The 20,442-nt window shown below is 68.7% G+C and carries 18 protein-coding genes and 9 pseudogenes; 13 read left to right on the forward strand and 14 right to left on the reverse strand.

Translation table 11 applies throughout. The features are described 5' to 3' along the window. Positions 1 to 116: 116 nt before the first annotated feature. Positions 117 to 920 (reverse strand): hypothetical protein, encoded by an 804-nt coding sequence (locus RI578_RS42010; protein ID WP_310869163.1) that lies wholly within the window; start codon positions 918 to 920, stop codon positions 117 to 119. A 434-nt stretch (positions 921 to 1,354) separates the two neighbouring features. Between RI578_RS42010 and RI578_RS42015 the strand changes: the two genes are divergently transcribed. Together RI578_RS42015 and RI578_RS42020 are read left to right on the forward strand one after the other, a co-directional pair. Further along, positions 1,355 to 1,618, forward strand: coding sequence for a helix-turn-helix transcriptional regulator (locus RI578_RS42015; protein WP_310869162.1), 264 nt, complete (start codon positions 1,355 to 1,357; stop codon positions 1,616 to 1,618). A 170-nt stretch (positions 1,619 to 1,788) separates the two neighbouring features. Beyond that, positions 1,789 to 2,121: pseudogene (locus RI578_RS42020) on the forward strand (DUF6083 domain-containing protein); the annotation flags it as partial. Positions 2,122 to 2,286: 165 nt separating this feature from the next. On the opposite strand, the gene RI578_RS42025 reads toward RI578_RS42020, so the two are convergent. After that, a complete protein-coding gene (locus RI578_RS42025) occupies positions 2,287 to 2,577 on the reverse strand; it encodes a hypothetical protein (RefSeq protein ID WP_310875991.1) in 291 nt (96 codons plus the stop codon). 47 nt (positions 2,578 to 2,624) lie between these two features. On the opposite strand from RI578_RS42025, the gene RI578_RS42030 reads away from it, so the two are divergent. The 3 genes and pseudogenes from RI578_RS42030 to RI578_RS42040 form a co-directional block, all read left to right on the forward strand. Then, a complete protein-coding gene (locus tag RI578_RS42030; RefSeq protein WP_310869161.1) occupies positions 2,625 to 3,101 on the forward strand; it encodes a hypothetical protein in 477 nt (158 codons plus the stop codon). Then, positions 3,098 to 4,582, forward strand: a complete 1,485-nt coding sequence (locus RI578_RS42035) for a UvrD-helicase domain-containing protein (protein WP_310875626.1) — start codon at positions 3,098 to 3,100, stop codon at positions 4,580 to 4,582. Before RI578_RS42030 ends, RI578_RS42035 begins: the two co-directional genes overlap by 4 nt. A gap of 61 nt (positions 4,583 to 4,643) precedes the next feature. Continuing rightward, positions 4,644 to 4,870: pseudogene (locus RI578_RS42040) on the forward strand (IS5/IS1182 family transposase); the annotation flags it as partial. Here the strand turns inward: RI578_RS42040 and RI578_RS42045 are convergent. Beyond that, positions 4,842 to 5,176: pseudogene (locus tag RI578_RS42045) on the reverse strand (ankyrin repeat domain-containing protein). The pseudogenes RI578_RS42040 and RI578_RS42045 sit on opposite strands and share 29 nt — an antisense overlap. Before the next feature lie 73 nt (positions 5,177 to 5,249). Between RI578_RS42045 and RI578_RS42050 the strand changes: the two are divergent. Beyond that, a pseudogene (locus RI578_RS42050) lies at positions 5,250 to 5,609 on the forward strand (IS5/IS1182 family transposase); the annotation flags it as partial. A 36-nt stretch (positions 5,610 to 5,645) separates the two neighbouring features. Here RI578_RS42050 and RI578_RS42055 read toward each other — a convergent pair. Further along, positions 5,646 to 6,098 carry a TspO/MBR family protein gene (locus RI578_RS42055; RefSeq protein WP_310869160.1) on the reverse strand — a complete coding sequence of 151 codons (453 nt, stop codon included), beginning with the start codon at positions 6,096 to 6,098 and terminating at the stop codon, positions 5,646 to 5,648. Between the two features lie 194 nt (positions 6,099 to 6,292). Between RI578_RS42055 and RI578_RS42060 the strand changes: the two genes are divergently transcribed. Together RI578_RS42060 and RI578_RS42065 are read left to right on the forward strand one after the other, a co-directional pair. Continuing rightward, a complete protein-coding gene (locus tag RI578_RS42060; protein ID WP_310869159.1) occupies positions 6,293 to 6,616 on the forward strand; it encodes a hypothetical protein in 324 nt (107 codons plus the stop codon). Positions 6,617 to 6,783: 167 nt separating this feature from the next. After that, a pseudogene (locus RI578_RS42065) lies at positions 6,784 to 6,985 on the forward strand (transposase); the annotation flags it as partial. A gap of 30 nt (positions 6,986 to 7,015) precedes the next feature. Here RI578_RS42065 and RI578_RS42070 read toward each other — a convergent pair. The 4 genes and pseudogenes from RI578_RS42070 to RI578_RS42085 all read right to left on the reverse strand — a co-directional run. Next, a complete protein-coding gene (locus RI578_RS42070; RefSeq protein ID WP_310869158.1) occupies positions 7,016 to 7,525 on the reverse strand; it encodes an SMI1/KNR4 family protein in 510 nt (169 codons plus the stop codon). A 357-nt stretch (positions 7,526 to 7,882) separates the two neighbouring features. Continuing rightward, positions 7,883 to 9,782: pseudogene (locus RI578_RS42075) on the reverse strand (SMI1/KNR4 family protein). A gap of 130 nt (positions 9,783 to 9,912) precedes the next feature. Then, complete coding sequence (locus RI578_RS42080; RefSeq protein ID WP_310869157.1) at positions 9,913 to 10,452, reverse strand: GNAT family N-acetyltransferase; 540 nt, start codon at positions 10,450 to 10,452, stop codon at positions 9,913 to 9,915. Then, positions 10,449 to 11,018 (reverse strand): annotated as a pseudogene (locus RI578_RS42085) (hypothetical protein); the annotation flags it as partial. The gene RI578_RS42080 and the pseudogene RI578_RS42085, both read right to left, overlap by 4 nt. Positions 11,019 to 11,060: 42 nt before the next feature. Here RI578_RS42085 and RI578_RS42090 point away from each other — a divergent pair. Both RI578_RS42090 and RI578_RS42095 read left to right on the forward strand, forming a co-directional pair. Further along, entirely contained in the window at positions 11,061 to 11,333 is a 273-nt protein-coding gene (locus RI578_RS42090; RefSeq protein WP_310869156.1) for a hypothetical protein, read from the forward strand. A gap of 54 nt (positions 11,334 to 11,387) precedes the next feature. Beyond that, positions 11,388 to 11,688 (forward strand): annotated as a pseudogene (locus RI578_RS42095) (transposase); the annotation flags it as partial. On the opposite strand, the pseudogene RI578_RS42100 reads toward RI578_RS42095, so the two are convergent. The 6 genes and pseudogenes from RI578_RS42100 to RI578_RS42125 form a co-directional block, all read right to left on the reverse strand. Continuing rightward, positions 11,660 to 12,227: pseudogene (locus RI578_RS42100) on the reverse strand (formylglycine-generating enzyme family protein). The pseudogenes RI578_RS42095 and RI578_RS42100 overlap by 29 nt on opposite strands. A 90-nt stretch (positions 12,228 to 12,317) precedes the next feature. Then, positions 12,318 to 12,443, reverse strand: coding sequence for a hypothetical protein (locus RI578_RS42105; protein WP_310869155.1), 126 nt, complete (start codon positions 12,441 to 12,443; stop codon positions 12,318 to 12,320). 32 nt (positions 12,444 to 12,475) lie between these two features. Beyond that, positions 12,476 to 14,164, reverse strand: a complete 1,689-nt coding sequence (locus RI578_RS42110; RefSeq protein ID WP_310869154.1) for a WD40 repeat domain-containing protein — start codon at positions 14,162 to 14,164, stop codon at positions 12,476 to 12,478. After that, entirely contained in the window at positions 14,161 to 14,469 is a 309-nt protein-coding gene (locus tag RI578_RS42115) for a hypothetical protein (protein WP_310869153.1), read from the reverse strand. The genes RI578_RS42110 and RI578_RS42115 overlap by 4 nt, the downstream gene beginning before the upstream one ends. A gap of 70 nt (positions 14,470 to 14,539) precedes the next feature. After that, complete coding sequence (locus RI578_RS42120; RefSeq protein ID WP_310869152.1) at positions 14,540 to 14,959, reverse strand: peptidase inhibitor family I36 protein; 420 nt, start codon at positions 14,957 to 14,959, stop codon at positions 14,540 to 14,542. Between the two features lie 591 nt (positions 14,960 to 15,550). Next, a complete protein-coding gene (locus tag RI578_RS42125) occupies positions 15,551 to 16,699 on the reverse strand; it encodes a dihydrofolate reductase family protein (RefSeq protein ID WP_310869151.1) in 1,149 nt (382 codons plus the stop codon). 226 nt (positions 16,700 to 16,925) lie between these two features. Between RI578_RS42125 and RI578_RS42130 the strand changes: the two genes are divergently transcribed. The 3 genes from RI578_RS42130 to RI578_RS42140 all read left to right on the forward strand — a co-directional run bounded on the left by RI578_RS42130 (position 16,926) and on the right by RI578_RS42140 (position 20,420). Beyond that, positions 16,926 to 17,609 (forward strand): histidine phosphatase family protein, encoded by a 684-nt coding sequence (locus RI578_RS42130; RefSeq protein WP_399059184.1) that lies wholly within the window; start codon positions 16,926 to 16,928, stop codon positions 17,607 to 17,609. An 838-nt stretch (positions 17,610 to 18,447) separates the two neighbouring features. Beyond that, entirely contained in the window at positions 18,448 to 19,044 is a 597-nt protein-coding gene (gene ribA / locus RI578_RS42135) for a GTP cyclohydrolase II (RefSeq protein ID WP_310869150.1), read from the forward strand. Beyond that, positions 19,041 to 20,420, forward strand: a complete 1,380-nt coding sequence (locus tag RI578_RS42140) for an FAD-dependent oxidoreductase (RefSeq protein WP_310869149.1) — start codon at positions 19,041 to 19,043, stop codon at positions 20,418 to 20,420. Before ribA ends, RI578_RS42140 begins: the two co-directional genes overlap by 4 nt. Positions 20,421 to 20,442 lie beyond the last annotated feature (22 nt).

The following is a 20,442-nucleotide window of genomic DNA, read 5'->3' on the forward strand; positions in this document are numbered from 1 at the left end:
ACGCGGATGCGCTGGCTGCTCCTGAGAGGAAAGCCGCAGCACCAGTCGTGCATACCCCCGTGCGGAGATAGTACGGATGAGAGATGAGGATTGGCCCTCTCGGACCGCATCCATGCTCACCGCCGTTCTGGACGCCGCGGGTTGCAGTATTCAGCTGTCCGGTCTGCCGAGCACTGTGGTAGCTGTTGCGGGAACTGCCAGAGCACTTCACCGGTGTCATGGTGGTGATGCCAAGATGCGAGGGTGCGAGCCGACACCAGCCGGTCGAGCAACTCCATGGTCTGCTGCGGGGAGTGCCCGCACAGGCGGGACACAGCGTCCAAATCCTCCGTGCGTAAGGTATGTGACGCGAGCGCGAGAGCGGTCAGCTGCAACACAGCGGGAGCCGCAGCCGGCACCACCAGGGGCGTCGGGTGCAGCGCCCAGTGAGCGGCGCGGCGCCGCGCGCCGCGGCCTGGCGCCTGGTCGAGCACGGTGGCGTCCAGTAGCCGTACGGCCACGGATCCGGGCCGGGGACTGGCCGTCTCCAGCCATCCGGCCTGAGCCAGCTCCAGCCACAGTTCCCGGCGCCCGCGCAGCCGCATGCTGCGCAGCATCCCGTCCGCGACAGTGACATGTCCCCGGGTGTCCGAGCGCAGGGCGCATTGCAGGGCGAGCAGCCGGGCAGCGGGGGAGGTGAACTGGGGGAGCGTGGCGGACAGGTAGGTGAGCATCTCCCGCACACGGGCCCGTTCGTCGGGCCCCGGAGACAGTCCGTGGCGGGCGCGCCGCAAGATGCCTCCCGCCGGCTTGGGCCGGCGTGCGCCGAGCAGCGTATCCGGCACGACGGCGGTCTCGCTGGTTGCTGCGGCGCAGGCGGCGCAGGCGTCGGCCAGGCGCCAGGAGCGCCCGCCGGCCTGGCGGGTGAGCGCCAGGAGCACCGGCCCCCCGCAGCCTCGGCTGCGGGAATGCCACGTACAGCCCAGGGCGCGGCACTGGCACGTGCGCAGGTGCCCGGGCAACGCCTCGGCGCGAGCGTGGCTGGCCAGATGTGTCAGGGCCGCCGAACGGGCCGAGGACACATCCACCGGGGGTGTGTGGGCCTTGCACTGGATGCAGAACAGTCTCGGCCCTCCCGCTCGCGGGCGTAGCTCGACTGTCCAGACGCGCCGCACCGCGGCCTGTGTACCGGCCAGCCTCATCGGCTCGTCGTCCTCCCGTGAACACAACTGGTGTGACAGGCGTCTTGGCAGCAGGCGCCAGGACGGCCAGAACGCTAGTGCAGATTTCCGCACCGTGAATGTCACCCTCATCAGCGCAGATAGTGCAGAAACCCGCACTGACAGGGCAGGGTTCTGCACCGTCGGATGGTGGAGTGACGATCTTGCCCCCCGATCCCGACTTCAGCGCACTACGCGTGGAATTCGCACGCCTGCGGGGCGAACGCGGCTGGACCTTCGACGAACTCGCCAACCGCAGTGGCCTGGCCCGCCGCACCCTCATCGACCTCGAACACGGCCGAACCCCCGGCAACCTCACCACCTGGCACGCCCTCGCCCACGTCTTCGACGTACCCATCGAGCACCTGCTTGCGGCGCTCTGCAGCAACCACACCCCGCCGGGCGGCAACGACACCTGACCAACCGGCCACGCCCTGAAATTCGCGCCGCAGCGAATCACCCGAAGAGGCGAGAGAGAGTCGCACCCGCATACGTACCTTCGCTCATACGTTCGCGAGTGTTGGGCCGTTCGCGGGGTCCTCGGCTGTCGTTGCGCCGATTACAGTGTGTCGCCTGACACGGTCCGCGCATGCGTTCCCACCTCACTCGCCTGCACGGCATCCCTCACACCGTGCGCCCCCGCAGGCGACCGCTACGAACAACCGCCACTAGCCCAGGCCGCTTTCCGACTGCCGGGCAAACCCGCCGCTGCTCCGCCTGCGGCAACCCGATCGAGCTCTTTCCGCGCGCGGATCACCGACTCATTGCCCTGCACCCCGCAGAACTGGCCTCTGCCGTAATCCCCGAGGACTGCCGCTGGCACCTCAGCGCAGGCATCGCCCACCCCAGCGGTGACGGCAGCCCGTGGTGCCGTATCCCACACCGGCTCGTCTGCCCCCGCCGAACGGACGCGTCGCAGTCCCGGCCCCATCTGGACGCCCTCCGCCTCCGGCTCGCCCTGCGAACCCGCCGCCTGATCGACACCGGCCTGCTCACCCCCGCACCGCACCGCTCAGAGCAACCGTCCACCACCCCTGCCCGCCCGGTCGTACGAGCCCTACTGACCCTCTACCTGGCCAGCGCACCACTAGACAACATCCGCTGCATCACACAGCGTCCTCACCGTCCCCTGTGTGGCCAGCGCGTCCTGGACGCCGGCTTCCCGGCAGGCACCTGGCGGCTCCTGCCCGTCGGTCCTCAGTACAGCCGAGGCCAGTCTCCGCCCCCGATGGCCGTCTACGACCTCGACCGACTTGACCCGGTCGAGCAACTGCGCTGGCGCGCTCAACACTGCCCGGACCACGTAGCCGTCCCCGTCGAACTCGACCAGACCGAATGGCAGGTCTTCGACCCCCTCCTGCACGCCGATCACATCCACACCCATCTTCCACGCCCGTCCCGCCGACCCTGCCAAGGAACGTGACGATGCCCCACCACGCCCTGGAAGTCGTGCTCACCCGTTCCGCGCGTCCGGCCGAACTCCGCGCAGCCACCCGCTCCATCCCACTCGCAGCCAACCACGACGCCACACGCCTGATGGCACTCTGCCCCGGAAAGACCGCCCGGCGAGCCGCCCACCGCCTGCGCCAGCGAATCGGCACACACCTGCCCATCGACGTCATCACCACCCGCTACCCCGACACGCATGGACAGGTTCTGCTCAACGTCTCTCTGCCGCCTGCCACTCGAGCCATCCTCGGCCGAACAGCAGAGGAGGCCGGTCAAACCCCCGAACAGACGCTGGAACGGATGCTGCACCACAAGCTGACCCAGTACGACAGGGAGGAAACCGACCGTCTCAATCGCGCTGTGAAACACCTCCTCACCGGTACAACCCCCGCCCACTTTCTGACAGCTGTCGGCCACGCGCTGACCCGTTCCCCCGGAGCAGCACCATGGTGACCGCCACACACGAGCAGACCGCCGCAGCCGACACTTTCCGCAACGGCGACCACCTGTCCCTGCAGGCCGGCGCCGGGACCGGCAAAACCACCACCCTCAACCTGCTCGCCCGCACCACCAGCCGCCAAGGCCGCTACCTCGCCTACAACCGGGCCATCGCCCAGGACGCCGCCGCCCGCTTCCCCTCCAACGTCCGGTGCAAGACCGCCCACTCCCTGGCCTACGCCGCCCTCGGCCACCGCTACACCCGCCGCCTCAACGCCCCTCGCCGTCCCGCCTGGCAGACCGGGCAGGCCCTCGGCATCACTAAAGTTGTCCGCATCGCGGACCGCGAGATCACCCAGAGAGCCCTCTCCAACGCCGCCCTTCGCACCGTCAGCCGCTTCTGCCACACAGCCGACGAGACCATCACCCACTGCCACGTACCCCACCTGCGCGGCCTGGAAGACACAGACCACCACACCCAGCTTGCCGAGCACATCGTGCTTTTCGCTCACAAAGCCTGGGCTGACCTCCAACACCCCGACGACGGCGCTGTCCGCTTCGACCACGACCACTACCTGAAGATCTGGGCGCTCACCCGCCCCCGGCTCGACGCCGACTTCCTCCTCCTGGACGAAGCCCAGGACACCAACCCCGTAGTCGAACAGATCTTCCTCAACCAGCGCGACCACGCCCAGCTGGTCATGGTCGGCGACTCCGCACAGGCCATTTACCACTGGCGCGGCGCCAAAGACGTCATGACCGGCTTCCACGGCACCCAACTCGCCCTGTCCCAGTCCTTCCGGTTCGGCCCTCACCTCGCCGAGGAAGCCAACCGCTGGCTACGACTGGCAGACGCCCCGATCCGCCTCACCGGCACCCCCTCGGTCCCCACCGACCTCGGCCCCGTCACCGACCCGGACGCCATCCTGTGCCGCACCAACGTCGGAGCCATGGCCGAAGTCATGACACACATGGATTCCGGGCTCAGGGTTGCCCTCGCCGGTGGCGGGGACAGCCTCCAGGCTCTGGCCCTCGCCGCCCGCGACCTGAAGGAGGGACGTCGTACCAACCATCCCGAACTCGTCCTCTTTCCCTGCTGGGGGGATCTGCAGGACTACGCCACCCACGACCCGGCAGGCCGCGACCTTCTGCCTCTGGTCAATCTCGTCGACACTCACGGCGCCGACGCCATCCTCACCGCCGTCGCACACCTCGTCCCGGAACGCCAGGCCCAGGTCACCGTCTCCACGGCACACAAGGCCAAGGGCCGCGAGTGGCAGCGAGTCCTCGTCGCCAGCGACTTCGACCGCACCGAGGTCACCCACTCCGACCCCGCCTGTGCCCCATCTCCTGCCGCCGACCCCGTCGACGACGCCGAAGCCCGCCTGGCGTACGTGGCGGTCACCCGCGCACGCCAGCGTCTCGATCTGGGAGGCCTGTCATGGATTCACAACCATCCTGACGGCACCGGGCCATACCCCGATCAGCGCTCATAGAGGGGCGCGACCGGCCAGTGGACTGCGCACTCCTGTCCGCTGGCGCATCGACGCAAGCCAGCACCTGCGGAAATGGCTGTCCCAGCGCGGCATCCGACACCGCATCGCGCGCAAGGGCGTCGAGAACTCAGAGCGACTCGGGCGACACCGCTGGAGCGTTGAACGCACCATGGCCTGGCTGGCCGGCTGCTGACGACTCCACGGCGCTACGAACGCGAGGCCGACCACTTCCTCGCATTCACGAGCATCGCCTGCACCCTCATCTGCTACCGGCGTTTGGCCCGCTGACGTGGGCCCGCAGCAGCTGCACCGCCAGGTCGTGGCCGTAATGATCGGCCATGTCCATGGGAGTGCGACCATCAGGACCTGCAAGTTCCGGGTCAGCCCGAAGGACAGCAGCACCGCAGTGGTATGCACGGCCAACGGCTGGCCGCTCTGGAGCGAGCCATCGCCCTCGACGTCGATCGCATGCGTCAGCAGCGTCCTGTTGCTGAAGACCTCATTGGGATCGGCACCATTGGCCAGCAACCGGGCCAAGGTCTCCGCATCCTCGTGCTCCACCGCGTGATGGGCAGGCGTCCAGTAGGCGCTCACCAAGGCATTCAACCGCCACCGCAATGCGTCTGCCAGCGACTATCCACACCGGAAACCACCAATTGAGATGACGTCTAAAGAAGTCCTCTTCCGGCTGCGGCTGACGCGCCTTGAAATCACCATCGTCTGGGCCGACTCCGCCAATGCCGGACAGCTCGTGACCTAGGCGAAAATTCACCTGAACCTGACGATCAAGACCGTCAGCAGCCCGAAGGACGCCTCCGGATTCGTCGTTCTGCCCCGGCGCCGGGTTGTCGAACGCTCACACGTCTGGGTCATGCACGCACGCGACTACGAACGCGACTACGAACGGCTCATCCAGCATCCTGAATTGTTGATCACCTGGGCTGCGATCACGCTCATGACCAGGCGAATCACCCGCCGAAGCTCCCGCAGAAGCGGGCAATCGAACTCTCGCGAAGCGCAACGGGACTGATCAATCCGGCGGTGACGGTCACCACCGCCAGCGTCAGGAATTAAGCCGCCACAGAGCGCGGGTCCACGCAACGTCGTAGAGCACCCACGCGAAATAGACGCTGACGAGAACCAGGGACAGTGGGTCTTCGGCGACGGCTGCCAGTAGAGCGAGCACCGGGACTGCGAACGCGATCATGCCGATGAAGGCTGCCCGCGCGCTGCGGCGGCCGAAGAAGAGCCAGTTCCAAGCCTCGTTGCCGACCAATACCACGAACGACAGCACGATCGCAGCCACGTCACTTCGGTCGAACGCCCGGTACAACACCACGCCCATCAGGACGTAATAGATCAAGCCCACCACCAGGAATCCCTGGAACGGAATCATCCACCCAGGGCGACGCAGTTCCCGAAACCAGCGCAGAGCGTCCTTCGGCACCCAAAGGTTCCCCAGTACGGCCGACAGCACCACGCTGCTGATCGTCACCAACGCCGCGATCCAATCCACGAACCGCAGTCTAACCGTGCAGCAACCTTCCAGCCTCCGATCTGGAGTGGTAGCCAATCCCTCCGCTCATCGGCACCAGCCGAAGGACATCACTGTCTGCTACGAGGTTGAGAAACAGGTACTGACCTTGTCGTCTAACCTGCGTCCTATCTTGGCCGTTGCCGGTCGCGGTAGCGGTCGGCAGGATGACGGGCATGGCTGTGTCACCAGCAACACGTCAGCTTTGCAATGCCACGTTTCCGGATGCCGAAGCAGCGAGCGTTCTGGCGCTCCTCGATCTCTATGCGGGCACGGAGCGTGAACGTGTGCATCAGGCTGTTGTCCGGCTGAGCGGAGGACGACTCGGCAGGCTTCGCATGTGGCTGGATGAGGCCAAGCGCAACCCGGAGACCGTTCTGTGGTTCGGTGAGTCGCCCTCCGATGTCTCGCAGGACACACACGCCTTCGGAGTGGAGTTCATCAACGGCTTTCTCGACAGGCACCTCGACACTCCCGCGGAGCGTACGGACGACGAGTGACAGATGCCTGCCTCCATGCCGCGCCGGGTCATCGAACGATGCCTCGAACTTGGTCGGTATTTTCGCAGTTCAGCGGACGTGAAGGCGGCCTTCGTCTGATCCTGTGCTCCGTCACAGAGTGGATCAGCGCGAAGGCCGTGGTCGTGAGTTTGGTGCATCGGGGTGTCCTGCGGGATGCGTTCGCGGAAGTGTCACACTTCCGGTCGGAGCTGTACGCGTGCATGACCGCGCGGGGGCGACGCCTTGTTCGAGTTGTGCGACGCGTTGCTGTGCACGGACGGGCCGGTCCGCACGCTGGTCCATCTCGCGCTCGCGCCGGAACACCGCCGTGGGCACGGGGCTCTTTACGGCGGGCTCAACCAGGGCCGGTACCGCCGGCTGGACCGTTAGGGCAGTCCTTCAGCAACTGGGGCAGTCCACGACGGGTGGCGGATGTGGGAAGGTGCGGTTGCCCTCCAGCCAGTCCGCCAACCACTCCGCCAGGGTGAACCGCTCGACGAAGAAGCGGTGCTGTTCACAGCGCGCATTCGGGTCCCACCCCCACATGCGGCCCTCTGGCGTGCTGAAGTCGACATGCCACCATATCGCGCAGCCCAGTGTCACCAACGGTGGTACATGACGCGGCTGGAGCGGAGCTTCCGGCTCGGACACGGAATCGCGGTCACGTACAAGCTGGAGGAGCGACTCCTCATCGCTGTACCACTCGCCCGCGTCGGTAAGGGACAGAATGCTCCCGTCAGGGCCGAAGCCGCCGTTGGCGACCTCCAGGTACAAACGCCGCAGCAACTCCGGCATGGGATACCCCACGACGGCCTCAACCTCAGCGACTGCCTGGGGAGGCACAGGCGGCGGTAGCTCATGGGCTCTTGCATAGGCCCGAACTCGTTCCACGATCTCGTCGTCGGTCACCCACCGATGATCAAGGCCAAGATCCCGGCTGTCTACTGCCGTTCCCTGGACTGCCACCGCACCCAAGGAAACCTGTGTGAGTCATGGGCAACCAGTACAGCGTTTACGTTGGGACAGGAAGGCTCGCATCCGGGTTTTGACCTGGCCGCAGGTGCGGTCAAGGACGGATCGAAGTCGGCCCCTATGGCTTCGACGTCGCATCCGGCAGTGTTGCCCTCGCCGTGGACGTGGCCGACCCGCTCAGCTCAGCGAAGTGATCGGCCTCAAAGAGCGTCGTGCGCGATCCGCGATCAGCCTGAGTCGTGGGCCACGGTCGGGGCGTCGTCGGCGCCGGTGGACCCGTGTCCCACACCGCGTTCAGGAGGGGTGCCATCCGACCCTGATGTAGGCGTAGCCCTCGCCCGCGCGTGGCGCCCTCGTCCATGACCGGGTGGTGAAGGTGCGCAGCCTTCCCCGGGTCAGCGCGAAGCGGGGGAGGGAGAGCCCGAGTTCGGTGTGCAGGGCCTCCAGCACGCGCAGTTCGCCGTCCAGCTCGGTGCCCTCCGGGCGGAACAGGTGTGCGGGTTCCAGGGCCTCCGGTATCGCGCCGGAGCGCTGGATCTGCGTACCCCGTACGGTGAAGGCGTAGAGCTCCTCGCCGTGTTCGGCCACCGACAGGTGGAACGCGGCGGGCTGGTCAGGCAGGGAAGAAGGCGCCGGCTCGCGCCACACCACGACCGCGCGGCCGGAGAGGGACGCGGCCGCTGCGGGGGACACGAACCGTTCGTTCAGGTGGTGGTGGGAGTGGCCGTCGAATGCGAAGGCCCATCCTTCACCCGTGCGGCCGACAGCGACGACGGCCCGGTCCTCCCAGAGCTCCACACCCTCGCGTTCATGGGGCTTGGGCGCCCGCCAGGAAGCCCTTCGCGGATCCACCGGTGCGCTCAGTTCGGCGCCCTCCTCGCCGATCAGGGAAGGCAGGCGGGTCGGGTCGATCCCGTCGGCCCAGACACAGCGGTAGCCGTCGAACGGCTGCCGGTTCGCGTCCGGGCCGGTCAGCCAGGCGAGGCCCGGCGGGTCGAGATCGGGCACCGGCTCGGGAGCGGGTCCCGTCTGTCCGGCTCGCGGTGTTCCGAGGAGCTCGCGCCCCCGTTCGGGCGTGACCAGCGGACCCAGGACCGGATCGGCCAGCAGCCCGATCGGGGCGATCAGCAAGGGGCCCGGTGCCTCCCACGCAGGGAGTGCGTTCCGCAGCAGCCGCCACGCCGTGTCGCCCGCGCCCCACAGGGCCTGCTCCCGGGCCTCGGCGACGGCTTCGCCCCAGGTGCCGGGCGGCGCGTAGCGGTGAGTGCCCTCGCGCATCGCCCTCAGTACGGCCTCCGCGGTCTCCCGGGCCACCCCACGGGCGGCCATCATCCCCAGCCAGTGGTCGTCCCCACCCAGCCGCCATGCGCCGCTCGCCGGACTCATGGCCTCAACGGGCAGGACCTCCGGCAGGTAGCAAGGGTCCGACGACAGGCTGTCGTAGCCGAAGGAGCCGAGCGGATCCAGGAGGTGCCGGATCTGGTGGAGCAGGACGGCGCTTCGCGGCCGTCCGAAGGACAGCGCCTCCTCGAGCCGGGGCAGGGCATCCTCGTACCGTCCACGCAGGGCCAGCCGACGGGCCTCCTCCACGTTGGCGTCCTGAGCGCGCGTGGTGGCGTTCACGAAGTCGGGTCTGTCCAACCCGGGCGGAGTGGAAGCCGCGGTACATGGCCTCCATGTACGCGCGGAACGACGGGTAGCGGTTCGGCAACTCACCATCCCAGCCGTGGTAGACGTAGAGCGCCCACTCGCCGTCCTCATCGGTGTCGCCAGGGTCGAGCAGGGCGTACGACATGTCGGAATCCGTCTCGAGCCGCAGCGCCCGTTTCCACATCCCGGCCAGCAGGGCCTCCTCCTCGCTCGGATCGGGGCCCAGCATCTCCTCGTAGAGCGAAGTCATGTCGTACGGATCCTGGAACCAGTCGACGTCCGAGGTTCCGCCGAGCTGGTAGATCCCGGCCGTCTGGTCGACGTGCCACCCGTCACTCGCGGCCAGAAAGGCCCGGTAGGAGGGTGGCAGGCGCCGCCCCAGTCGCCGTTCGGCTGTGGCTATCGCCACTTCGTCCGCGCCGGGTCCGCCCAGGGGAACGAGGGCCTCTTCATTTCCCTTGTCTTGGTCGGCGTCCGTGCGCGGAACCCACTCCTCCTGCCACCGGCCGAGGAAAGCGTGCCAGTTGAAACCGTCGCTGCTCATGGCCGGATGGTGCCATCGGGCACCGACAACGGCGGCACCGTGGCCGCGCCGCCCGGCCTGCGGGCGTGGCGATGACGTGCTCGGCCTCCGAAGCCGTAGCGCGTGCAGACTTCAGCCCCCCTCGCCGCGATCAGCGAACGGCGCGAATCATCACGGTGAGGACGGGCGACGCCGGTGACGGCTGGCTTCGCCCGATGTCCTCGTACCCCCACGACCGGTAGAGCGCGTGGACCTTTCCGTCCCCAGCGGCCGGGTTGACCATGAGCGTGACGAACGGCTCGTCGCGCGTGGCGAGGAGGGCGTCGTGGATGCGCCGGGCGGCGCCGGTCTTCCGCCACGCCGGCCGGACTCCGATCTCCTTGAGGGCCACGGCCGGACGCTCGGTGTACTCGTCCGCCGGCGCTGGACTGGTGCGCTGCCAGTAGCGGTCGCCGTGTCCGATGGCGTTGCCGTAGGCGTAACCGACCGGGTGTCCGTCCGCGTAGGCGAGGACGGCCGTGAAACCCGGCTCGCCGCCGTGTCGGTCCAGGCGCTCGCCGAAGGCGGTGACCGCGTAGTTCGGCAGGTGGAGGAGTGGGGCGCGCACATCGGCGTAGACGTCGAGGAGGTCGCCGCGGGCGGTGTCGAGGGTGGTGAACGTGCGCAGTTCGATGGCGGGAGCCGTGGTCATGCGGCCATCCTCCAGGTGGCGGTGTGCTCGGTCCAGGCCTGCACGGTGGAGCTGCGGGGCGCGGTGGCACGCAGCGCGGCTCCGAACTCCTGCAACATGCGCGTTACCCGGGCGTGCTGGGTAGCCGCGTCGGCGGGGACCTTCATCGCGGTGGTCGCGGCGGCGTCGGCGGCGCCTTGCGCGAGTTGGGCGTGTGCGAGACGGGTGGTGGTGATGGCCCGGGACCGGACCATGTGGGGGCGCAGAGCGGCCAGGCAGCGGTGGGCGTGGTACTCGGCGGTCGGGTGGTCGCCGAGTGCCAAGTGGGCGGACAGGGCCAGGGAGTGCAGCTCGGCCTGGTCGTAGAAGGCGAGCATCCATACAGGCCGGTAGTCGCCCGGGTCGGCACGCAGCATGGCGTCCTGCGCCTGGTCGAACGCACGACGAGTGCCGGTGCGGTCGTGCGCCGCGCCGTGGATCGCCGCCTGCCGGGCCATGCCGAGGGAAGCGAACATCGGGTCGCGGCGCGTGATGTCCAGGTTGCGAGCGACGTCATTGGCGGCGAACGCGTCGGCGGGTCGGCCCATTGTCAACGGCCTTGTAGTTCTCCCCAGTCACCCTGGAAAGAGGTGTTGCCCTGCTGGATTCCGTTCCTCGGAGGACGCCCGGTCGACCGAGGGCTCGCGGTCCTCGCCGCTTCGCTGGGAGCCCTCGCGGTCACCGTCCTGTGGTGGGTCCTCTTCTTCGGAGGACTGCTGACCTCGCCCAGCCCGGACCCCAGCATCTCGGCCGGTGAAGTGCTCTTCGCCGCCGCCCACGCCCCACTGCTGCTGTGGGGCCCGCTCCTGGCGGCGGTGACCTGGTCGTACCACCGACGGCACAAGGCTTGTTCGAGGGTGTGAACCAAACTCCGGTTCCGTCCCTGTCGGGGGATGGGGCCTGGTAGGACGCTGGGTGTGACGCGGAGGCAACTGAGCCACGTGCAGTGGGAGTTCATCGAGCCTTACCTGCCGATCGGTGAGTACGGTCCATACCCCGGCTGCGGGACCAGTTCGAGGGGGTGGTCTGGCGGTTTCGGTCCAGTGCCCAGTGGCGGGAGATGCCTGGTGAGTTCGGCCCCTGGCCCACCGTCTACGGACGCTTCCGGGTCTGGAGGGACGCCGGAGTGTGCTGCTGGAAGGCCTGATCGCCGAAGCCGCCCATCGGGGTGCGACGGACCTGTCCCTGGTCAGCGTGTCCGGCAGCGGCACATCCGGGGCGAGCTGGACGCGACAGCGCGATCGGGGGGGCAACCGAACGGCGCACGGCTGTCGGGGTAGATCCCGACGGGGGCCTCCAGTGGGTCCCGCCTCGGCGGTGTTGGCACATTCCGGGCGAAACTCTTCTCCCCCGGATACTCCCGGCCGTCTCCACCGGAGGCGGCGTACTCCCATTCTGCCTCCGTGGAAAGCCGGAAGGCCCGGCCGGCGCGTTCGGCCAGCCACCGGGTGTAGGCGTCGGCCTCCTCCGGCGGCATCGTCCACACCGGGCGGTTGGAGAGGTGAGCCGGGTACACCCCCGAAGCGCCACGACGTCGGCAGCCACTGCGCGTCCGTGTTCTCCAGGAACTCCCGGTACTCGGCATTGGTCGCTGGGTACCGCCCGATCCTGAACTGCGCCACGTCAACGACGTGTTCGGGGTCTCCTTGCGGATCCACTCGGGCAGCACGCCCACATGGCGCCACCTCTCGGCCACCGCTGCCACCCGCGCGGGATCCCAGCCCCACACGGAACGTACCGGCCGGCACCTCAACCATCGCCGGGTCCGTCGCGGAGATCCTGGGGTCCCCGAGCAAACCGAGGAGGGAGCCGGCTGAGAGCCGCTCGACGAACGGCAGTGAGCGGTCCTAGGCCGCGGCCGCCAGGTGTTCCGGCTCCCGGTCGGCGAGCTTGCGGTGGGCCTCGGCCAAGAGGAGGCCGTCCGTGCGCGAGACGAAGGACCAGGGCAGTCCCATCGCCTCGCGGTCGGTCACGTCATTGGGATTGGCCGGGAGCCCCGCCTGCGTCATCCCTGCCCCAGAGGGATCTCGTAGACGTTGCTGTCGTAGGAGCCGGCGAGGAAGGTCCTCGCCTCGCCGTCGTAGTGCAGCGAGGAGATACCGGCCGTGGTGGGGCGGGTGACCGTCGGCCAGGTTCCGTCGGCGCGGTCGTGGACGGCAACCAGCCCGTTGTAAGAGCCGGTGGCGATGTAGCGGCCGTCCGCCGAGGCGCTGACGCACTTGATCGAGTGGTCGTGCGGGGTGTCAAGCGTAACGGCGTCCCTGCCGGTCCATATCCGCAGCTTCAGGTCGCGGCTCACACTGGCGAAGGCTCCGTCACCGAGGCCGACGCAGCCGTTGGCGATCTTGTCGTGGGCCTCCGGTGCGCGTCCCGTCTCGGTGAGGGAGGAGATGGAGAACCACGCCGCCTCGGCGTCCGCCGAGACCGAGAAGATCGAGTCGCCGCTCACCGCGATGCCCTTGACCGCGTTCCCGTGCAGGTTCAGCGTCGTCTCCAGCCGGAACTCTCCGTCGGGCTGCAGGGAGAAGACCAGGCCCTCCCCCGTGTACGTGCCGATCACCACGTGCGGCAGCCCGTCGCGAACCCATGCAGCTCCGCAGTTGAGGGGCGAGCGGTGCTGGTGCAGCACCTTGCCGCTGAAGGCGTCGAAGATCGCCCCCATCTGGCCGCCGGTGACCACGCGGCCCCCGACCTCGGTCAGGAAGTTGCAGAGACTGCCGGTCCTGGCCCGCTCCGTGCCGTCCTCCCGGAGGGTGCCGGCGTCGCCGATGGTGAGGCGGGCTCCTCGGCGGGCGATGACGGCGTTGACACCGGGCGTGTCGTCCACCCCGTCCAGATCCCAGGAGGCGTCGTCGATGCGGTAGGTAGCGTATGAGGTGCCGAACGTCGCGAACACCAGCGTGTTGCCGTCAAGGAACGCGCACGAGCGGGGCCACACGTCACTCGGCAGCGACGAGGAGGCGACGGGGGCCAGCCCGTCGGAGGTGTCCCAGACCCGCAGTGTCCGGTCGTAGCTGAGGCTGACCAGCAGGTCCCGGGCCGAGTTGTAGACCAACCGCTTGATGCCCGCCTCGTGCGCCGGGTGCATGGTCGTGCCCTCGTCCCGGACCAGGACGATCTCACCGTCGTCGTTACCCGCGTAGACAATGCCGTTGGAGGCCAGGGCAACTGTGTCCGTCTCGACTCCGCCCAGGTCGACGTCCGCCACCTTCGCGCCTGTGCTCAGCGACCAGCGCTTGATCGTGCCGTCGTCACTGGACGAGATCAGCTCGTCCCCAGCACCGGCCCACTCGACGGAGATGACGTCCGCGGTGTGCCCCTCGAAGACGGCCCGCAGCTCCCCGTCGAAGGCGTACACCCGCACCCGGTGGTCGCGCGAGGCCGTGGCGATCAGTGGCTCGGTCGGGTGGAAGACCGACATCTCCACGTCGTCGTCATGTTTCGAGAAGACCGTGAGAAGCTTCAGGTCTGGGAGCAACCACAGCCGCGCCGTGTAGTCGCTGGAGGAGGTCAGCAGGTACTTGCCGTCGGGGCTGAAGGACACTTGGTTGGCCAGGTGGTCGTGGACCCCGCGGGCCAGAGGTTGCCGGTCGGCGGCGTTCCAGAGCACGACTTGGTTGTCGTATCCGGCGGTGGCCACATAGGTGCTGTCGTATGCGGCGATGCCGCTGATGGGGCCGCGGTGGCGTATCACGGGAGTATCCCTTCGAGAGCAATAGTGTGACAGGTCTTGGCTGCCTTGGCCTTCAGATCCCAGTAGTTGTCGGGGTTCACGTGCGGCGACGGTGGACAGCACCTTGCGCAGGCGGATGCCGTGCCGACGCGGAGACCGGGTTCGCGCACCACCAGATCACTCGCACGCTCTCGAAGGGCGATCAAGGACAGCCGCGGCGACAGGGCCTCCTGGATCTCGGTCGGTTTCACCACCCCGAGCTGCGGTTTCACCACCCCGAGCTGCCAGGAAGCCCTGTCTCCCTGCCCGCGGCCGGCAGTGATCACCCGGTCGAGCCTCCCGGCTGCCGCCCGTCCCTCGGGACCAGGACGACGGGGCAGCTACTCAGGGCGCCGGTCAGTTCGTCCGGCCGGGTACCCAGGCACTCAGCGGGACGAAGGAGCCGAGGTCCCCGATGCTCGCCCCCGCGTCGATGCGGCTCGGGCCGCCCAGGCAGTCGTCGCTCGGGAAGAGGGCCGCACTGGTGGTGTGGGTGTTGGTCACGGACTCGACCCGTCCGGCCCATCCGTGGTCGACGAGGCTGACGCAGGTGCCGCTGCTGGTCAGCGAGGAGAACGTCAGGAGTTCGCCTCCGAAGTTCTGCCCGGAGTACAGGCACAGAGCACTGGAGGGGCAGTCGGCCGACTGGGCGGCGTGGGCCGTGGCAGGGGGGAGGGCGAGCATGCCCAGCGCGGCCACCGACACGATTCCGGTGGCTGCCAGGCGCGTTCGGGAGGGGCGAGCGGACGTGCGGTTGCCTGCGGCGAGCTTGTTCATCTCGTGAAGTCCTTCGTCGTTAGGCGATCAATGGTCGTTGTTGCCAGTGATGACGGCCATGGCTCCGTGGCAGCCGTGACCGTTGAACCGATGGGTTTGGAGAGACTCGTGTCCGCAGAGCGGGACACGGCGGGTGACGGGTGAGCTCCTCGTGCTCACTTCCGCGGGAAGGTGAGCGGTGCGGCAGCGAGGTGTCTTTCACCCCGGCACGACCGCAAACGTAGATCGCGGAGGCGGGCCGGGAACAGCGACTTTCCCGCCTTGGCGCCTGGGGGCAGGATTTCCCGTTTCTTCGCTATGGGGTGGCTTCCGGCGGGCTCGGTGGCCAGGTGGTCGCGCCCTGCGGACCGAGGAAGTCCGGCCGCGTCGTCGCAGCTCAGGCCAGACACGGCGACCCGCATGTTTCGCTTGTGGGTTAAGAAAAGGCGTGTGCTTACGTGGTTGGCTGATTGACGACTCCGAGCACTGCGTCGGCGGCGCGGCCCGCACCGGGTTCGGCCCCGGCCCCGAGGCTCACCTCCGGAAAACACCGACGACGGATACGGCCGGTGTCCGCGAACCGGTGGGTGCGGCATGGCCGGGGTTCCGCGGTCAGCCAGTGCCGAGTAGATGCGTGTTGGCCGCCTTCGCGTCCACGGCGAGTTCGGGCAGCTCCACCACCGTCACCCCGGCCGCCCGGAGTCGCTCGACGCCCACGCAGTCGTCCACGAACAGTGAGGGTTCGCGCCAGGCGATCACGACCCGCAGGAGACCGGAGGTGAGCACGAGCTGAGCGCACGGATGCGGGCGCGACCGGCGCTGGGAGCAGGGTTCCAGGGTGGTGTAGATCGTCGCCGTCCGCAGCCGCGGATCACCGGCCGGCAGCTTCGCGAGCGCTGACTCCTCCGCATGGACGTGCGGATCGCCCTCGCGACTGTATCCGTGGGACAGTTCGGTGCCGTCGGCACCGACGATCACCGCGCCGACGGAGTACGCGCCCTCGGAAGGAGGGCACTTCCCGGCCAGTTCGATCGCCTTGCGCATCCAATGGAGGTCACGCTCACGGGTGGGGCCGGCTGCCGGGACCCGTTCCTTCGGCGCGTAGCGGAGCAGCACGACATCGCCGGTCGCCCTCGTCTCCAGCAGCCGCATCCGCGCGGTGGGGCCGCCGGGGTAGTCGGCCGGGCCGAGGAATCTCGGCGCCCCTGGCTGTCCCACGAGCAGCGGGGCGACGGCCAGGTGCAGCTCGTCGGCCAGGTCCTGTGCCATCAACTGGGTGTGCACAGTGCCCCCGCCCTCCACGACGAGCCGCTTGACGTGCCGGCGGCCGAGTTCGTCGAGGACCCGGCCCCAGTCGAGCTCGGCGCCGGTGCTCACCACGTCGGCCAGTCCGTCCAGATCCGTCCGGACCCTCTCGAGCGCGGAATCGACGGTGAGGACGAGCTTCTTGTCCCCGTGCCGCCAGAACATGAGGCCGGGGTCGAGCCGGCCGGAAGCCGTGACGGTGACCTTCAGCGGATGCGCGGGCAGGCCGCGTGCCAGCCGGGCGGCTCGGCGTTCCTCGCTGTTCACCAGGAGACGTGGATTGTCGCGGCGCAGGGTCGTGGCGCCGACCAGGATCGCGTCGGCGCCCGCCCGCACTTCGTCCACACGGTCGAAGTCCTCAGCGTTGGACAGCAGCAGTCGCTGGTCGGTGGGGTCGTCCAGATAGCCGTCGACGCTGCTCGCGGCGGACAGCACGACGTACGGGCGGCTGGTCATCGGATCATCCGTTCTGTTCTGTGAGGATTCACGCTGGAGCCCGGTCCGCCGCGGCGGACGTACGGGCGGTGTCCGGGTACGGCCGGGGATCCCGGGCTCTGAGAAGGTAACAAGCCTGCACCATAAGGGAGTTGGTGAAACGGTCTGCGTCGCCTTGATGGCTGGAACCCAGGGCTAGCCTGTGCGGATGACCTCGACAACGAATCCGTATCCGGACGCTGGACCCGTGACGCCGACGCACGTCCTTTCGGGCGGCAGCGGGTGGGCCTCCCCGGGGGAGAGCGCGGAGCCCCGTACGACCCTGCTGATGCTGCGTCACGGCGAGACCGCCCTGACTCCGGAGAAGCGCTTCTCCGGGAGCGGCGGCACTGACCCCGAGCTGTCCGACGTGGGGCGGTGGCAAGCGGACCGCGCCGCCGGGGCCACGCTCCTGGCGGGCGCCGGCGTCGAGGCGGTGGTCTGCTCCCCGCTCCGGCGCTGCCGTGAGACCGCCGCGGTCGTCGCCCGCCGGCTCGGCCTGGACCTGGTGGTCGAGGATGGACTCCGGGAGGCCGACTTCGGAGACTGGGAAGGGCTGACCTACGACGCGGTGCGGTCCCGTTTCCCCGAGGACCTGGCGGCGTGGCACGCGTCGACCGGGACGGCGCCCACCGGGAGCACGGAGAGTTTCGCCGATGTGGCACGGCGGATGGCCGGGGTCAGGGACGACCTGATCTCCCGGTACCGGGGCCGGACGATCCTGGTCGTCAGCCACGTCACGCCGATCAAGGTGCTGATACAGCTGGCGCTCGGAGCACCCGGCGCATCGCTGTTCGCCATGGAGCTGGCCCCGGCGTCCTTCTCGGGTGTTTCTTGCGTCGGATTGAAGGCATCCATGCGCGTTTTCAACGACACGTCGCATCTGCGCTGAAAGCGCCGCTACGGGAAGTCGGTGCCCCGGCGGGCCGCGGCCTGTCGCCGTGCTCCGCCGGTGCTCGCGTGAAGCCGTGCGAACGCCTCCGACCCGGGGTGTTCCGGGTCCGCGGGTCCGGCCTGCCGGGGCGGCCGAACAGAGGCCGGGACAAGGTCTGTTGACGCGGGCAAAACCTCCGTGCAAGGCTCGTGGGAGCGCTCCCGAGTGGCAGGCTGCGGGAGCGCGTGTTCTATGTCCGTATCGGGGCCCATGCATTGACGTAGCGTCACTTTGGTTGTCGACGGGGGAATCGAACGCTGTCATGGCTGCACCAGAACATCATGATCATCTCAGCACCGTAGGTTTCCGTACGCGTCGGACACGGGGACACCTGCCCCTGGCCGGCTTTTCCCACGGTCCCTGACGGCCGTTGTCAGCAGAGTGACGCCACGCCTCAGAGGCGCGTCCGCCTGCTGTCTTTGACCCTCACCATCACGCGTCGGTACTGGCCCGGCCCGCACCGGACGAACTCTCGGAAGTCCTGGTGAGCACTGGTGTGCGCACCGATCAAGGCCGGCCGATGACGCAGTTCGCCTCCAGGCCGTGCACGCCCGTGGCATCGGCGCATGCCCAGCACGGCCACCCATGCCGTCCCGCGGTCACCTTCGCTTCCATGCGGTGACCGCCGGGACGGGCCGGTCGCGGTGCCGCTGCCGCCCGCCCGGCATGAACTCACTCACGCACGAGATGCACACAACGCCGTTCTGTGAGAAAGGAACCACGGATGACCCAGGTCACGCATGCGGTGAAAGGCGATCAGGACAGGTTTTCGTTAACCATCCGCACCACGGTGAAGATGCCGATCGCCCTTCCGGACGGATCGGAGGCCATTCCCACCGTCCGTTCCTTCCGGGGGCTGCCGCCCGACTGGCCCGTCGACAAGGAACCCCTCGCCCTCGTGTTCGGCGACCCCGGCCCCGTGCCGCTGGTCCGCCTGCACTCGGAGTGCCTCACGGGTGATGTCTTCGGATCGCTGCGCTGCGACTGCGGTCCGCAACTCGCCGAGTCCTTAGCGATGTTCGCGGCTCAGGGCGGAATTCTTCTCTACCTCCGTCAGGAGGGCCGGGGCATAGGCCTCTACAACAAGCTGGACGCCTACGTCCTCCAGGACTCGGGCGTCGACACCTTCGAGGCCAACCGGAAGCTGAACCTGCCGGACGATGCGCGGGACTACGGGGTCGCGGCCGCGGTCCTGTCCGCCCTGGGCCACGACGAGATCCGGCTGGTGACGAACAACCCCGACAAACAACGGCAACTGTCGGAGCACGGCATCAGAGTGGCCGAGTCCGTGCCGACGGGTTGCCACGTCAACCCCTTCAACGACCACTACCTCCGGACGAAGGTGGACTTCGCGGGGCACCGGATCGCCTTCGAACCGAGGACCGCTTCGTGAACCCCTCGCTGGCCGAACGCCTCGAGGAACTGTGTCCCCGACGGGTCGTCACCACCGGACACCCCCGCTACGACGAACTGCGGGGCATGTTCAACGGCATGCACGACCGACAGCCGGCCGTGATCTGTCTGCCGGTCGACAGCCGCGAGATCGCGGCTGTCGTCCTGGCCGCGCGTGAAGCGGGTACGACCGTCACCGTCCGGGGAGGCGGACACAACGTCGCGGGATCGGGCTCCAACGACGGCGGCCTCGTGATGGACCTCAAGCTGATGCGCGGTGTGACGGTCGACCCGGTACGGGCCCTCGCCTGTGTACAGGGCGGTGCCACCTGGGACGACATCGACGCCGCCGCCGCGCGGTACGGGCTCGCCACCACGGGAGGCACGGTGGGGTCCACGGGCGTCGCTGGGCTCACCCTGGGCGGCGGGCTCGGCTACCTCACCCGCAGCCTGGGCCTGGCCTGCGATCGGGTGGAGTCGTACCGGATGGTCACGGGCGACGGACGACGACGGTGGATCGACGCCGAGCACGACGCCGAGCTGAACCGGCTGCTGCGAGGCGCGGGACACGGCCTCGGGGTCGTCGACGAGTTCACCTTCCGGCTCGCGCCCGTGCCGCGTGTGTACGGAGGCCGGTTCGCCTATCCGCTGCGGTACGCGACCCCGGTCATGGCGGCGTTCACCGAGCTGATGGCGGACGCGCCCGCGGACATGACCTGCCTGCTGATGCTCGAACCCTGGGGTGACCCGGCCGTCCGGTCCGTCGTCGCCAACGTCTTCTACTCCGGCGGAGACGAGGCGGTCGTACGACGGATCGAGCGCATGATGGCCTGTGCGCCTCTGACCGGCAAGGACTTCGGTCCCCGCTCCTACCTGTCCATGCAGGCCTCACTGGGCGAGACCGACTTCGGCCTACGGCACTACTGGTCCACGTCCTCGCTCACCGCGCTGCCCGGAGAACTGGCCGAAGGGCTCGTCGACCAGTACGCGAGCGGCGGCTGCGGAGACGGCGTCGAGGACACGGTCATCATCACACCGCTCGGCGGGGCCGTGCCCGACGCCGAGGAACCGGGGGCCATCACCTTCCGCGACGCGGCGTACACCGTGCTGGCGATGGCGATCTGGCGTGATCCGGCCCAGGACGACGCCCGGCGGGACTGGGCACGCGGCATCAGCCGGCTGACCCGTCCCTGGTCCCTCCACGGTGAGGGGCACGCCGACTACGTCAATTACGCCAGCGATCCGGTCGACCTGGACCGTCCCGGCCGGATGGCCGACGACACGAGCCGGTCCATCCAGGACGTCAGACGACGCGTGGATCCCGACGGCGTCTTCGGACCGGCGCATCCCGCCCTGTCGGTACCCGCTCCCGCCTGAGCGCGGCTCTGACCCACAGCGA

It is taken from the genome of Streptomyces sp. BB1-1-1 (assembly GCF_031597775.1).
Taxonomy (GTDB): domain Bacteria; phylum Actinomycetota; class Actinomycetes; order Streptomycetales; family Streptomycetaceae; genus Streptomyces; species Streptomyces thinghirensis.